A 14,632-nucleotide genomic window follows, 5' to 3' on the forward strand; every position below is an offset into this window, starting at 1 on the left:
GATTCCCGCCGGGGCGGGAATCTGCGGGCCCGGACGGCCGATTCCGCCCCGAGTTTCCAGCCGCGGCCGGAGTTTGCCTAGCCGCAGTCGGCTTCCGTCCGGCGGGCCCGCGACGACACATCCCCGCCACGCGTACCGTCTCGCGACAGCACCTCGCGCCCAGCCGGACTTTCCAGCCACGGCCGGCGTATCGGGCCGCGACACACGATCTCCGCCCCGAATTTCCAGCCGCGGCCGGAGTTTGCCTTGCCGCCAGCAAGCGACGCGCAGACGTACGCGCTGTCAAGCCCGCAAAACTGCCCTGTGGATAACTCCTGGAACGAGGCGAAATGGGCCCAAGATGCGGTTCATGACAGCCCCACTGAGCGGGTCCTTCGACCCCAACCGTCCCTTTCGCCGGCGCGACGGCCTCGCCGCCGGCATCACTCCCGACGAGCTGACCGGACCGCGGTTCCAGCGGCTCTTCCACGGCCTGTACGTCAGCGCCGAGGTCCCCGCCGACACCTGGCAACGCGCGAGGGCCGCCCTGGCGGTCTGCCCGAGCGGTTCGTACGTCAGCCACGAGACTGCGGCGATCTTGCGCGGCGGCTGCGTGCCGGGCGGGCGCGAGGTCCATGTCAGCGTGCCGGACGGTGGTTACCGGCCGCAACGGCGCGGGATCGTGGCTCACCGAGCGCCCGCAGGCGTCGAACCGGTACGTCATCGGCGGCTTCCGATGTCGACGGCGACCCGGTCGTTCCTCGAGGTCGCGAGCGGGTGTCGCGACCTCGTCGAGCTCGTCGTCCTGGGTGACTCCCTGGTCCGCGCCGGCGCGACGACACCGGACGCCCTGGTCGTCGCAGCCGCCCGACACCGCGGGCCCGGCGCGCGGATCGCCCGAGCCGCCGCGCGCTGCGTCCGCCTTGGCGTCGACTCACCGACCGAGAGCCGGTTGCGGATGCTGATCGTGCTCGCCCGGCTCCCCGAGCCCGTGGTCAACCATGTGCTCCGCGACGCCGCCGGCGAATGGATCTACCGGCTCGACCTCAGCTATCCAGCTCTCCGCCTGATCATCGAGTACGACGGCCGCCAGCACCGTGACGTGCGGGCTCAATGGGTGCAGGATCTCCGCCGCCGCGAGGCGCTGGAGCGGGATGGCTGGCGGATCGTGGTGCTGACCGCCGACGACCTGTACGGCGATCCGATCGGCACGCTCGGCCGGATCCGTCAGGCGCTGACCGATCGTGGCGTCCGCTCGAGCTCGCGCCTCCCCCTGGACTGGCAGCGCGCGTTCACAGCTCCGGCCACCCGCGCCGCGTGACAGACCGGTGCCGCCTCCCGCGACCCCAGCCCACGACCCCCAGCCCACGACCCCCAGCCCACGACCCCAGCCCAGACCCCAGGCCACGACCGCAGCCCACGACCCCGACACAGATTCCGGCCGTGGCGGGATTTTCGGGCCGGGCAGCGACCGAAACGCCCCGATTTTCCCGCCGCGGCCGGAAAATGCGTTCGACGACGGCCGGAGAGTGACGGCGGGCCGCTCGAGCACGAGGAGTCGCGCGATCACAGCGCGCCAGCACGGCGCGCGAGCACGAGGAGCCGCGCGAGCACGGCGCGCGAGGGCAGGGGCCGGGTCAGTGGGTGTCGAGGACGGTCGACTCTTCCTGGACGCCCAGGTTCACCGGCCAGCGGCCGGGCTCGCCGGCCAGCGACCACAGCTCGACCAGCTCGTGCGGCCAGATCCAGTCGTCGGTGTGGCGCAGGTCGTCGTGCGACCACCACCGGTGCGACAAGATCGTGAACTGCTCGTCGGCGGTGTGGGCGGACGTGTCGACGGCGAACTGGTCGAGGAAGGCCACATAGAACGCCTCGTCCTGCTCGATCACCTGGTCGGAGTAGCCGTGCACGACGTGCCGGTTCGCGATCGGCCCGATCAGCCGGTCCGGGGCGAGCACACAGCCCGTCTCCTCGGCGACCTCCCGGACCGCCGCAGCTCGCTCCGACTCGCCGGGGTCGATCCCGCCGCCGGGGGTGACCCACCAGCGGCTGCCCTCGACGCCCGGGTCGCTGTCCTCGAACAGCAGCGTCCGGCCGGCCTTCGGATCGATCAGGATCACGCGCACCGTCGAGCGGTTCTTGCGCGGGCGATCGGCGGGATCGTCGACGGGGACGTACGTGCGCTCCAGCTCTGGATCTGACACCCGATCACCATACGAGCGCCGCCGTCGCGGCCTGCGACCACCCAGCCTCAGCCGTGGTCGGCATCCCGCTTGGCATGGACGACCGCCAGCGGCCGGGCCGTCTCCTGCATCACCGAGCGGCTGACCGAGCCGAGCAGGGCACGCGCGATGCCCCCGCGGCCGCGCGAGCCGAGCACCGTGATCAGCGCGTTCCGGCCCGCCTCCACCAGCGCGTCGGCCGGCTTCCCCTCGACCACGTGGATCTCCACCCGGGGTGCGCCATCGCCGGTCAGCCCCGCCCGTTCCAGCGAGCGCTCGACGGTCCGCCGCGCCATCGCCTTCTCCGACGCGTCGTACTGCGCGATCAGCTCCGGCTCGATCGGCTTGGAGAACCGGCCCACGTGATAGGCGATCACGGCCTTGAGCGGTGAGTCGCAGAGCCGGCACTCCTCGATCGCGAGTCGCAGCGCGGCCTCGGAGTGGTCCGAGCCGTCGACGCCGACCACCACCGGGTCACCCGCGCAGGCGACCGGGTTCCACTCCGGCGGGATGACGTACACCGGGCAGGCGGCCTTGACCGCCACCCGCACGCTGACCGAACCGAGCAGCTTGCCCGAGATCGCGCCCAGACCACGGGTGCCGACCACCAGCCCGAGCGCGCTCCGCGACTCGTCCAGCAACACCGCAGCCGGCGGGCCCTCCCGCAGCGTGGTCTCGACCGCGATGTCCGGATCGAGCCGGTGCACGACCTCGGCGGCGGCGCCGAGCAGCCCCTTCGAGTACGCGGCCAGCTCGTCCACGTCCGGCCGGGTCATCACCATTCCGTACGCGTCGGAAACGACCGGGATCAACAGCGCATAGACGAGCTTCACCGAGCAGCCGCGCCGCCGCGCCTGGTCGACCGCCCAGCGCAGCGCGACCGCACTCTCGTCCGAGCCGTCGATCCCGACGACCAGGTGATCGGTCATCGCAGTCCCTCCTGATCCTCCGCTGACCCCATCCTGCCGGAAAAACCCGGTGGTGCGGAGGTGCGGGCGGCGGTACGGTGTCCTGCCGCGTTTCGCGGATCCACCCGAACCCACCTCGGAGGATCACCGGTGCCCGCACCCAGCCAGGAGACCGACCCGACCATCGACCACGAACGTACGCACCTGCGCGAGTCCCGCGACGCGCTCCGCCGGATGCGTGAGCACACCGCCGGCCTGACCGCGATCGGCGGCGACCACGTTTCTACCGAGCACCTCAAGCAGGTGCTCTTCCGCCGGATGAAGGCGCTCGAGGACGACCCGACCGTGCCGCTGTTCTTCGGCCGGCTCGACTACGACACCGCCCTCGGTGCCGACGCCGACGAGATCCTCTACATCGGCCGCCGGCACGTCACCGGCGAGGCGGGCGGCGAGCCGCTGGTGATCGACTGGCGGGCCGGGATGTCACTGCCGTTCTACCGAGCGAGCCCTACCGACCCGATGCGGGTCCGGTTGCGCCGGCGGTTCGGGTTCTCGCACGGAAGGCTGACGGCGTACGAGGACGAGGACCTGGCCCGGGGCGAGCCGGCAGGCGCCTCGGAGATCTTGGAGTCCGAGATCGAACGGCCGCGAACTGGTCCGATGCGCGACATCGTCGCCACCATCCAGCCCGAGCAGGACGTGATCGTCCGGGCCGACCTCGGCCGATCACTCTGCATCCAGGGTGCGCCGGGCACCGGCAAGACCGCGGTCGGTCTGCACCGCGCCGCTTACCTGCTATACGCGTACCGTGATCAACTCGCCCGGTCGGGTGTGCTGGTGGTCGGGCCGAACGACAGCTTCCTGTCCTACATCGCCGACGTGCTGCCGGCGCTCGGCGAGATCGACGCGACCCAGGCGACCGTCGAATCCCTGGTGAGCAAGGCGACCGGGGCGAGCGTACGCGGTCTCGACACCGTGCCGGCCGCGTTGATCAAGGGCGACCCGCGGATGGCCCACGTGATCAAGAACGCGGTCTGGGGCCACTTGAGCATCCCGAGCGAGTCGCTGGTCGTGCCGCGCGGGTCGTACCAGTGGCGGGTCGCGGCCTATCTGGTCGAGGAGATGATCACCGAGCTCCGCGCCCGCGGGGTGCGGTACGAGGCCGGCCGGGCCATGCTGCCGCAACGGCTGGCCCATCAGGTGCTGCTGCGGATGGAGGCGTCCGGCGACTCGCCGGACGACCGGGTGCAGAACGCGGTAGCCCGGAGCAAGCCGGTGCGGACGTACGCGGAGGCCTGCTGGCCGACCCTCGACGCGGCGAAGTTGATCTTGCGCCTGCTGACCGACGCGGAGTTCCTGGCCGCTGCCGCCGACGGGATCCTCGAACCCGCGGAGCAGGCCACGATCTTGATGCCGAAGCCGGCCCGCAGTGTCGGCACCGCTCGCTGGACCCTGGCCGACGTGATCTTGATCGACGAGGCAACCGACGTCCTGTCGCGGACCCACAGCCTGGGCCACGTGATCGTGGACGAGGCCCAAGACCTCTCCCCGATGCAGCTCCGCGCGGTCGGCCGCCGCGCCAGCACGGGCTCGGTCACCGTGCTCGGCGACCTCGCCCAGGCGACCACGCCGTGGGCCACCCGCTCCTGGCAGGAGTCGCTGTCCCACCTCGGCCAGCCCACGGCGGCGATCGAGGAGCTGGTGGCCGGCTTCCGGGTGCCCGGTGCGGTGATCGACTTCGCGGCCCGGCTACTGCCGCACATCGCACCGGCGCTGACCCCGCCGCACTCGGTCCGCCGGCACCGCGGCGAGCTGGACCTGCGAACCCGCGGCGCCGAGACCGTGATCGCCGCGGTATCGGAGGCGATGCAGAACGAGGGCACGATCGGGGTGATCGTCGCCGACGCGGCGGTGCCGTCGGTGCGCAAGCAGCTGGAGCGGGCCGGCATCCGCTACGACCTGCTCGGCGAGGACGCGCAGATCTTCGACGCCCGGGTGGACCTGGTCCCCGCCACGCTGGCGAAGGGCCTGGAGTTCGACCACGTGGTGCTGCTGGAGCCGACCGAGATCGTCGCCGGCGAGCCGGACGAGACCACCGGCCTGCGCCGGCTCTATGTCTGCCTGACCCGGGCCGTCACCTCGCTGATCGTGGTGCACGGCGAGCCGCTCCCGGCCGCCCTGGCCGCCTGACCCTTCCTCGCCACCCCCCGCCCCCGCCAGATCTTCGGATCCGCCGGCACGGTTCGGATCCCGTGCAACGGATCCAATACGCTCCAGGGGATCCGGACCGCAGCAGGGGATCCGACGTCACCAGGCGGTTCAGGCCAGCGTGAGGCTGGCCTCGTCCGGCCCCGCCTCCAGGCGTACGTCGGCGCCGAGCGGGACGGCGATGTTCCGGGCCGCGTGGCCGATCGCCGCCCCGGTCAGGATCGGCACCCCGAACCCGCCCAGCCGGTCGAGTACGAGTGTGTCGTCGGGCAGTCCCAGGTCGCCGACCACCACGCCGGCGAGCCGGTCCAGCCAGCCGGACCGGATCAGCTGGGTGAGCATCCGGTCGACCCGGTACGCCGGTTCGTTCACCTCCTCCAGCACCAGGACCACGGGGACCTCGGGGGCCGGCTCGGTGCCCACGCCGGAGGCGAGCAGGCTGAGGTTGCCGCCGACGAGCATGCCGGCCGCTCGGCCGTGGACCAGCGGGCGGCCGGTCAGCAGGAGCTGTCTGGTGACGGGGCGGCCGAGCAGCAGGTTGCGCAACGCCGCGGCATTGGCCCGATCGGTGAGCTGCTGGTCACTGGCCAGGCCGGGGCCGTGAATGGTGACCGCGCCGAGCTCACGGCCGACCCGCGCGTGCAGCGCGGTGACGTCGGAGAAGCCGATCAGGTGCTTCGGGCCGGCCGCGCCCAGCACGCCGACGTCCAGCCGGTCGATGATCCGCTGGGCGCCGTACCCGCCTCGGGCCGCCCAGACCGCGCGCACTGCCGGATCGCACCATGCCTGGGTCAGGTCGTCCGCACGGTCCTCGTCGGCGGCGGCGAGGTAGGGCAGCCGGCCGTGCCCGTCGAACGCGTGCGGGGCGATCCGGACCCGCAGGCCCCAGGACTCGACCATGGTGACGCCCCGCGCCAGCCGGCCCGGGTCGACCGGCCCGCTCGGCGCGACCACGGCGACCAGGTCCCTGGCCTGCAGCGGCGCCGGCCACACTCGACCCACCTCAGCTCCTCTCCCCCACCCACTCCGGCGCCCTCACAGCCCTCCCACCCTCCCGGCCACCTCTGGGGAAACTGTGCAGCTGTTGCAGCGACACGCCGGTCGACCCTGCAACATCTGCACAGTTTCCGCGGTGGGACCGGGTGATTCGGGGGCGACCGGAGTCAGCTGCGCGGACCGGCGACCGGCAGCCGCACCTGGAAACGTGTGTCGCCCGGCTTGGACACGACCCGCAGGTCGCCACCGTGGCGCTGGGTGATCACCCGGTAGCAGATGTCCAGGCCCAGCCCGGTGCCCTCACCGACCGGCTTGGTGGTGAAGAACGGCTCGAAGATCTTGCCGGTCAGCTCGGGCGGGATGCCGACGCCGGTGTCCCCGATCTCGACCAGCACGCAGTCCCCGTCGAGCGCGGTCCTGATGCTGAGCGTGCCGCCGTCCGGCATCGCCTGCAAGGCGTTGTCGATCAGGTTGGTCCACACCTGGTTGAGCTCGGCCGGATGCGCCGGGATCAGCGGCAGGTCCTTGGCGAAGTCCTTCACCACGGTGATCCCCGGCCCGATCTTGATCTTGTGCCCGAGCATGATCAGGGTGCTGTGGATGCCTTCCTTGACGTTGATGTCCTGGAGCTCGGCGCGGTCGACCTGGGAATACGTCTTGGCCGCGCCCACCAGGGTCGAGATGCGGATGGTGGAGTCCTCGATCTCACCCATCAGCTGCTCGGTCTCCAGCGCGTACGCCACCCAGTGGATGCCGTCCGCGATCAGGTCCCGCGGCACGCGGGCCGAGACCTCGTCCAGCCAGTCCGGGTCGACCCCACCGGCCACCAGCGCGGGCGCGAGATCCCAGCTGTTCGGCACGTCGTGATCGTCCAGCCACTCCCCGATCGCGTCCTCGGCGTCGGCCACCTCCAGCGGCGACATCTCCTCGACCTTCGCCATCCGCTCCAGCGCCGCCTCCTGCACCTCGAACAGCACCATCAGCGACTCGCCGCTGACCTTGCCCGAGGCCAGGTGCGCGAGCTTGCCCCTCATCCGGCTGACCCGCTCACGCAGCGCCGCGGTGGCCCGGACGGCGGCCGCGGCCGGATTGTTCAGCTCGTGGGTGAGCCCGGCGGACAGCCGGCCGAGGGAAAGCAGCCGTTCCCGCTGACCGACGGCCGCCTGGCTGGATCGCATCCCGATCATCAGACCCTCCAGCAGGTGGGTCGCCATCGGGAACCAGGTCCGGATCTTCGGCCCGAACTCGTCGGACGCGATCACCCAGAACCGGCAGTCGGTGACAGCCATCACCGTGTTGGCGTAGAGCGGGTTGTCGCCGGGCATGAACGCCTGCGTCGCGCCCGAATAGACCCCGACCTGATCGGTCCGGTTGATCTCGACGTTCGTGCTCTCCACCCGGCGCTGCATCGAGATCGTGCCCTCCAGCAGCACGAAGAAGCACGTCGCCGGGTCCCCCTCGCTGAACACGGGTCCGCCGCGCCTGCGCTCCTCGACCCGCCCCTGCTCGCTCAGCCAATCGAGCTGGTCGGGGTCCAACGACTCGAACAAGAACAGCTCCCGGAGCTCGTCCGGGCTCAGCCGACGGACCTCGCTCGTGATCGGCTCACTCATGATCGACAGACTCCTCACTCCGCCAGATAGCGGTGCACCAACGTCACGGCCAGGGCGCCCTCGCCGACCGCGGAGGCCACCCGTTTGACCGACTGCGAGCGGACGTCCCCCGCCACGAAGACGCCGGGAATGCTCGCCTCCAGCAGATACGGATCGCGGTCCAGGTCCCAACCGGGCGGTCGTTCCCCGTCGACGACCAGGTCCGGACCGGTCCGGACGAAACCGGCCTGGTCGCGGAGCAGCTCGGCCGGCAGCCAGTCGGTCAGCGGCGCAGCTCCGATGAACACGAACAGATGCCCGGCGTCGACGACCTCCACCGAGTCGTCTCGGGTGTCGATCAACGTCACGCACTGCAGATGATCGAGTCCCTCGCACTTCTCCACCCGGGTATTGGTGCGGACCACGATGTTGTCGATGGCTTCGATCTGCTCGATCAGGTACGCCGACATCGACCGTTCCAACGAGTCACCCCGGACGGCCATCGTGACCTTCGCGGCGTGCGCGGAGAAGAACACCGCGGCCTGGCCGGCCGAGTTCGCTCCGCCGACGATGATCACGTGGTCGCCGGCGCAGGCGGCCGCCTGGGTGGACGCCGAGCCGTAGTAGACGCCGCGGCCGACCAGCTCGTCCGCACCGGACGCTGCGAGCTGGCGATAGCTCACCCCGCTGGCCAGCACCACGGCATGGCTGAGCACGCTGCTGTCGTCGTCGAACACGATCCGGCGGGCCGGGCCCTTGATCTCGAGACCGACCGCACTCCTGGCCATGATCAGCTCCGCCCCGAACCGGAGGGCCTGCCGGCGGGCCCGATCGGTCAGCTGGCCTCCCGAGACCCCGTCGGGAAAGCCGAGGTAGTTCTCGATCCGCGAGCTCTGCCCGGCCTGACCACCGGCTGCCGCTCGCTCGACGATCAGCGTCTTCAGACCCTCCGAGGCCGCGTACACCGCAGCGCCGAGGCCCGCCGGGCCACCGCCGACGATCACCACGTCGTAGAACTCCTCCGCCGCCGCGGTGGTCAGGCCGACCGCGTCGGCGACCTGGGACAGCGACGGCTGCACCAGCGGCGCGCCGCCGGACGTGACCACCACCGGAATCTGTTCGGCCTCCACGCCGACCGCGGCCAGCAGCCGCTGGCCCTCGGGCTCGTCCACGTTGTACCAGCGGTACGGCACCAGGTTGCGAGCCAGGAAGTCGCGCACCTCGTACGAGGCCACCGACCACGGGTGGCCGAGGATCTTGATCTTGTGCTCGGGCGTCCGGCCCTCCCGCTGCCAGGCGGCGAGCAGGTCGTCGACCACCGGATAGAGCTTCTCCTCCGGCGGCTCCCACGGCTTCAGCAGGTAGTGGTCGACATCGACCACGTTGATCGCGGCGATGGCGGCGTCGGTGTCGGCGTACGCGGTCAGCAGCGCACGCCGGGCGTGCGGCACCAGGTCCATCGCGCGCTCGAGGAAGTCGATGCCGTTCATCCCCGGCATCCGATAGTCGGCCAGGATTGCCGCGACGTGCTCGCCGCGGAGCACCACCTCACGAATGGCCGCCAGCGCGTCCGACCCGGAGTCCGCCCGCAGGATCCGATACTCGTTGCCATAGCGGCGGCGCAGATCGCGCGCCACCGCACGAGAGACCGACTGGTCGTCGTCGACGGTCAGCAGCACCGGACGCCCCTGCCGCGGCTCGGCCTCGCGGGCCCGCGGCTGGGCTGACTCGGTCACGAGCGAACCCCTGCGTCGCAGATCACTGCCGAGCGCGGAGCGCGACCATGAAACGCCGTCACGCACCGACCTCGTCGAGATAGCACCATCGCCAGCGCTCACCCGGCTCTGCGGAGGTGATCACCGGGTGGTCGGTGGCGTGGAAGTGGGCGGTTGCGTGCCGGGCCGGCGAGGAGTCGCAGCAGGCGACGTGGTTGCAGGTCAGGCAGCGGCGCAGGTGCACCCACTGGCCGCCGTTCTCGATGCAGTCGAGACAGATCGGTTCGAAGCCGTCCGGCACCTGCGTCAGCGGCGATGCCTCGAGATGGTCACAGGTAGCCACGTCGGTGGCCTCCTTTCAGATGCGCAGGCCCCATCTTGCTCCGGGGCGCAAGCAGGGCTCGCTTCGGCCACCTTCCACCGGCCGCGGGCCCGAACCGAGCCTGCGCTCAGCCCTCGCCATGTGAGCGCCTCGGTCCCAGCCGAAATTCCAGCCGCGGCCGGAAACTTGGGCCCGCAGCGCCCGAATCGACCCGTGAAATCCACCCGCGGCGGGATTTTCGCGGCCGCAGGTGTGGGAAAGCGACGCACAAGCCGCCCGTGGCGGGATTTTGCGGCGGCAGGTGCGGGAAAGCGACGCACAAGCCGCCCGTGGCCGGAGTCTGGCGCGCCGGTTGCGGGAACGGCGACGCAGGCAGCCGCTCAGGTGCGGGCTCAGCCCGGGGAGCCGGGTGCCCCCGTTGTCCCCGAGGCCCGCGGCGCGGCGGGGCTCAGCCGGGACACCTTCCGGCGGCGCAGTCCGGAGGCGTGCAGCAGGGCGACGATCTCGCGGGAGCTGACCGGCAGCGCGCCCGCCCTGACCGCGGACTCATAGCGCTCGGCGATCACGTCGTAATGGTCCCGTTCGAACGCGCGCGGCGGGATGCCGAGCCCGGCGGCGAAGACATGTAGTTCGTCGTACGAGACGTTGCTGATCAGGTGCGACCAGAGCCGGCCGTGACCCGGCCAGGTCGGCGGGTCGATGTAGACCGCCATCTCAGCCGCTCCGGACGGCCCGCGCGACGGCGTCGTCGAGCAGCTTGCGCCAGCTGCGGACCAGCTCGGGATCGACGTACGCCTTCCACGACCCGAGCGGTCGGGCCGAGGATCCGATGTGGAACGACCGCACGCCCGCGCGCACCAGCCACGGCACGTGCTCCGGCAGCAGCCCGCCACCGGCCAGCACCACCCGTCTGGCGAACTCGTCGGTGCGCGCCCGCGCGACCAGGTCGTCCAACCCGTCGCCGACGCCGCGGGCCGAGCCGGCGGTCAGCACCTGGTCCAGGCCGGGCAGCGTCCGCAGCGTGCGCCAGTTCCGGTCGGCCTCCAGGCACGAGTCGATCGCCCGGTGGAAGGTCCAGCCGAAGTCCGGCGCATCGCCGACGATCTCGTGCACGACGCCTGTGTCGACGTCGGTGTGCCCGTTCAGGAAGCCCAGCACCACACCGTCCGCGCCGGTCGCCCGGTAGTCCGCCAGCAGCCCGCGCAGCCGGGTCACCTCGCCGCCGTCGGTGCCGAAGCCGTCGCGCAGCCGCAGCATCACCCGGATCGGGAGACTCGTGGCGCGCCGGACCTCACCGACCAGCGCCGGCTCCGGCGCCAGACCGCCGTGCTGCATCGTGCCGACCAGCTCGATCCGGTCGGCGCCGCCCGCCTCGGCTCGTTCGGCATCGGCGGCGTGCAGGGCAATGACCTCGAGCAGGCCCCGCGGCGACGCGTCCACGCGGACCTCCTCCCAGCCGACCCGGCTCAGACTTCCGCCGGCTCCGACGGCTCGGGCCGACCAGGCGCAGACTCAGCGCGGGCCCAGCTTAAGAGATCGGGCATCGCCGCCGGTGGATCGACAGGCCCGCGCCGACAGCAGAGCGCGGACGGAGGCGGTCAGCATCGCCGCCGCCATCAGCCCGCTGAACAGTTCGGTGCACTGATGCCAGGACAGCGCGCCGCCGGCCAGCCGGAGTGACCAGGGCGAGATCGCGTACGACACGAGCAGAGCGGTCGTCCCGGCCAGCAGACCGGAGATCCCGAGCAGCGCGGTCCACCGCCGCGGCGATCCGTTGCGCACGGCTTGGACCCGCAGACCGATCGCGCCGGCCGCGGACGTCGCGACCGCGGCGATCCCCAGCCAGGTGTAGACGGTCGCGAGCGGGTTGGCCGGAGCCGAGCGACCGTCGGGCCCGGCGAGCATCAGGACCGTCCAGACCGCCAGCACCAGGACGTATCCCGGTCCGAGGAACAGCGCCGCCAGCGTCCCCGAACGAACCGCCCGGACGGCGACGAAGTCCGCCGCCACGCGGTCGAGGTCGCCGAAGTCGGAGACGGCCCGTCGCTCGGCGTCGAACCGATCCAGCCCGGTGGCCCGGTAGGCCTCCGCCGCATCCTCCAGCCCGTGCCGGACCTCCAGCAGGATGCCGCGCCGTCCGGCCGTCGGCCGCGGCAGCCGCGCGTCCAGCCCGGCCACGGTTGCCTCGATCGGCGAGGTGCCGGACCGCCGCAGCGCCGTCCTCATGACGCACCGCCCAGCACGCCGGCGATGCTGCCGGAGAACTGGCGCCACTCGGAACGCTCCTTCGCCAGCGCGCGGCGACCGGCCGCCGTCAGTGTGTACGTCCGCCGCTTCCGCCCGTTCACCGTCGACCACGATCCCCGGACCCGGCCGGCGTCCTCGAGCCGGCGCAGCGCCGGGTAGACCGTCCCGGTCGGCAAATCCAGCGAGCCACCGGACCGGCGCTGGATCGCCTCGATCACGGCATAGCCGTGCAGCGGATCGGTTTCCAGCACCGCCAGGATCAGCCCGTCCAGGTGACCCTTGACCCGATCGACCGCCATGGGTAGGCAGTCTACCCTTGCCGCCCTGGATCGCCACCCTGACAGGGGATCCCAGGGGTCGCTCAGGGTGTCACGGGCTTTATATGTAGACAGCCTACGTATAGCGTCAGCGACCGTGACAGAAACCTCGCAGGCGGCCACCGAGCCGCACCGGCCACCCATCGGCCCACGCCGCGCCTTCGCGGTCTGGCTGGCCGTTGTCCGGGTCCTCGCGGTGCTGCAGGCGGCGGTGACGATCGGTCAGCCGCTGTCGATCGGGCAGTACCTGGCCGGCCTGTACGACTGGCTCGGTGTGCACAGTGCCGGTGCGACGCTGGTCGAGCTCCTCGGCCTGCTGCTCGCGGTCGCGGCGCTCGGCTACGCCGTGACCGGAGGGCGGGTCTGGCTGCCGATCGCCTGCTGGGCGATGCTGGTCGCGGAGACCGTGCAGACCGGGATGGGGTACGCCCGCATCCTCGCCGTGCACGTCCCGCTGGGTGTCCTCGTCGTCACCGGCGCGGTGCTGCTGGCGATCGGCGTCTTCTCTCGCGGGGCCGGCCGGGCCCGGCCGCGGCGGTCGGGACGATGAGCGGCCCGGGCCGGATCAGCCGGCGGACTCTGCTGGCGGGTGTGCTCGGCGCCACCGGGGCCGCGACTCTCGGGATCGTCGCCGGCTGCGGACGTACGGCCTCGACGGACCAAACCGCCGTCCTGCTGCCGAGCGCGACACCGCTGCCGGAGCGTTTCACCGTCCCGTTCGCCGTGCCGCCGGTCAAGCGACCGATTGCCAGAGAAGCGGGGCTGACGACGTACGACATCGTGCAGCGCACGGCGTGGGCGGAGATCCTGCCGGGGCTGAGCACGGAGATCATGGGCTACGACGGGCTGCTGCCGGGTCCGACGATCCGGGCGCGTCGCGGCGAACGGGTGCGGATCACCCACCGCAACCGGCTGACCGTGCCGACCGTCGTCCACCTGCACGGCGGGCACACTCCGGCCGACAGCGATGGCTACCCGATCGACCTGGTGCTGCCCGAGATCGAGGGTGGCGCCCACCATGGTGGCCTGCACACCGACGAGACCGGGGTGATCACCAAAGGCAGCCGGACCTACGACTATCCGAACGACCAGCCGGCGGCCACGCTGTGGTACCACGACCATCGGATGGACTTCACCGGTCCGCAGGTGTGGCGCGGCCTGGCCGGCCTGCACCTGATCACCGACGAGGTCGAGGAGGCGCTCGACCTGCCCGGCGGCGACCGCGACATCCCGCTGATGATCATGGACCGCTCGTTCGGAGCCGACGGCTCGCTGCGCTATCCGGCCCTCGATCCGGAGCTGGCGGATCCGCCCGGCGTCTACGGCGACTACGTCGCGGGGGTGCTCGGGGACGTGATCTTGGTGAACGGCCGGCCGTGGCCCGAGCTGGAGGTCGACGCGGTCCGCTATCGCTTCCGGATCGTGAACGCCTCCAACGCGCGCCGCTATCGGCTCGCGCTCGACCCGCCGCCGCCATCGGGGCCGTCGTTCGTCCAGATCGGGTCGGACGGCGGGCTGCTGGACGCGCCGGTCGGCCACGACACGATCCAGCTCGCCGCGGCCGAGCGGTTCGACGTGGTGGTCGACTTCGGCGCATACCCGGTCGGCACCGCGATCACCGTGACCAACGCGCTCGGGGTCGGTTCGACTGATGCGGTGCTGCGCTTCCGGGTCGTGCGCGCGGCCCGGGAGACGAGCCGGGTGCCGGCCCGACTGGCCGAGATCGAGCCGCTGGTGCCGGCCCCGGGCGCGACGGTCCGCGAGTGGAGGTTCAGCCGCGGCGGCGCCGGCGGGCCGGCCCACTGGGTGATCAACGGGCTGGCGTTCGACCCGAGCCGGATGGACGCGCGACCGCGGCTCGGCGAGGTCGAGATCTGGCGGTTCCAGACCGACCTGCACCATCCCGTGCACGTGCACCTGTCCCCCTTCCAGGTCCGCCGCCGCGGCAATCGCGGGCCCGGCGAATGGGATCGCGGCTGGAAGGACACCATCGACCTGGCGCCGCTGGAAACCGCCGAGGTGGCGATCCGCTTCGACGACCACGCCGGACGGTTCCTGCTGCACTGCCACAACCTCGAGCACGAGGACATGATGATGATGTCCGCGTTCGAGACGGTCCGCTGAGC

14 protein-coding genes are annotated in these 14,632 nt (G+C 71.7%); 4 read left to right on the forward strand and 10 right to left on the reverse strand.

Annotated features, from left to right (window positions below; translation table 11 throughout):
- Positions 1-349: 349 nt before the first annotated feature.
- Entirely contained in the window at positions 350-1,300 is a 951-nt protein-coding gene (locus ABD747_RS24915) for a DUF559 domain-containing protein (RefSeq protein WP_344809825.1), read from the forward strand.
- 316 nt (positions 1,301-1,616) lie between these two features.
- Here ABD747_RS24915 and ABD747_RS24920 read toward each other — a convergent pair whose 3' ends face one another.
- Both ABD747_RS24920 and ABD747_RS24925 read right to left on the reverse strand, forming a co-directional pair.
- Entirely contained in the window at positions 1,617-2,183 is a 567-nt protein-coding gene (locus ABD747_RS24920) for an NUDIX hydrolase (RefSeq protein ID WP_344809827.1), read from the reverse strand.
- A gap of 47 nt (positions 2,184-2,230) precedes the next feature.
- A complete protein-coding gene (locus ABD747_RS24925) occupies positions 2,231-3,130 on the reverse strand; it encodes a universal stress protein (RefSeq protein WP_344809829.1) in 900 nt (299 codons plus the stop codon).
- 129 nt (positions 3,131-3,259) lie between these two features.
- On the opposite strand from ABD747_RS24925, the gene ABD747_RS24930 reads away from it, so the two are divergent.
- Positions 3,260-5,299, forward strand: coding sequence for a HelD family protein (locus ABD747_RS24930; RefSeq protein ID WP_344809831.1), 2,040 nt, complete (start codon positions 3,260-3,262; stop codon positions 5,297-5,299).
- A 129-nt stretch (positions 5,300-5,428) separates the two neighbouring features.
- On the opposite strand, the gene ABD747_RS24935 is transcribed toward ABD747_RS24930, so the two are convergent.
- The 8 genes from ABD747_RS24935 to ABD747_RS24970 all read right to left on the reverse strand — a co-directional run bounded on the left by ABD747_RS24935 (position 5,429) and on the right by ABD747_RS24970 (position 12,488).
- A complete protein-coding gene (locus ABD747_RS24935; RefSeq protein WP_344809833.1) occupies positions 5,429-6,319 on the reverse strand; it encodes a S66 peptidase family protein in 891 nt (296 codons plus the stop codon).
- Between the two features lie 161 nt (positions 6,320-6,480).
- The gene (locus tag ABD747_RS24940) at positions 6,481-7,926 is read right to left on the reverse strand and encodes an ATP-binding protein (protein ID WP_344809835.1); all 1,446 of its coding nucleotides are present in this window, start codon (positions 7,924-7,926) and stop codon (positions 6,481-6,483) included.
- 14 nt (positions 7,927-7,940) lie between these two features.
- Positions 7,941-9,641, reverse strand: a complete 1,701-nt coding sequence (locus tag ABD747_RS24945; protein WP_344809837.1) for an NAD(P)/FAD-dependent oxidoreductase — start codon at positions 9,639-9,641, stop codon at positions 7,941-7,943.
- Positions 9,642-9,699: 58 nt separating this feature from the next.
- The gene (locus tag ABD747_RS24950; protein ID WP_344809839.1) at positions 9,700-9,963 is read right to left on the reverse strand and encodes a UBP-type zinc finger domain-containing protein; all 264 of its coding nucleotides are present in this window, start codon (positions 9,961-9,963) and stop codon (positions 9,700-9,702) included.
- A 371-nt stretch (positions 9,964-10,334) separates the two neighbouring features.
- Complete coding sequence (locus tag ABD747_RS24955; RefSeq protein ID WP_344809841.1) at positions 10,335-10,655, reverse strand: DUF4031 domain-containing protein; 321 nt, start codon at positions 10,653-10,655, stop codon at positions 10,335-10,337.
- A 1-nt stretch (position 10,656) separates the two neighbouring features.
- Positions 10,657-11,382 carry a copper homeostasis protein CutC gene (locus ABD747_RS24960; protein WP_344809843.1) on the reverse strand — a complete coding sequence of 242 codons (726 nt, stop codon included), beginning with the start codon at positions 11,380-11,382 and terminating at the stop codon, positions 10,657-10,659.
- A 72-nt stretch (positions 11,383-11,454) separates the two neighbouring features.
- Positions 11,455-12,168: a permease prefix domain 1-containing protein gene (locus tag ABD747_RS24965; RefSeq protein ID WP_344809845.1), complete on the reverse strand. Its 714-nt coding sequence runs from the start codon at positions 12,166-12,168 to the stop codon at positions 11,455-11,457.
- Positions 12,165-12,488, reverse strand: coding sequence for a helix-turn-helix transcriptional regulator (locus tag ABD747_RS24970; protein WP_344809847.1), 324 nt, complete (start codon positions 12,486-12,488; stop codon positions 12,165-12,167). Before ABD747_RS24970 ends, ABD747_RS24965 begins: the two co-directional genes overlap by 4 nt.
- Positions 12,489-12,603: 115 nt before the next feature.
- Here ABD747_RS24970 and ABD747_RS24975 point away from each other — a divergent pair, with 115 nt between their 5' ends.
- Both ABD747_RS24975 and ABD747_RS24980 read left to right on the forward strand, forming a co-directional pair.
- Positions 12,604-13,056 carry a hypothetical protein gene (locus tag ABD747_RS24975; RefSeq protein ID WP_344809849.1) on the forward strand — a complete coding sequence of 151 codons (453 nt, stop codon included), beginning with the start codon at positions 12,604-12,606 and terminating at the stop codon, positions 13,054-13,056.
- On the forward strand, positions 13,053-14,630 hold the full coding sequence (locus ABD747_RS24980; RefSeq protein ID WP_344809851.1) for a multicopper oxidase family protein: 1,578 nt from the start codon (positions 13,053-13,055) through the stop codon (positions 14,628-14,630). The genes ABD747_RS24975 and ABD747_RS24980 overlap by 4 nt, the downstream gene beginning before the upstream one ends.
- Positions 14,631-14,632 lie beyond the last annotated feature (2 nt).

The organism is Microlunatus ginsengisoli (genome assembly GCF_039537205.1).
Taxonomy (GTDB): Bacteria; Actinomycetota; Actinomycetes; order Propionibacteriales; family Propionibacteriaceae; genus Microlunatus; species Microlunatus ginsengisoli.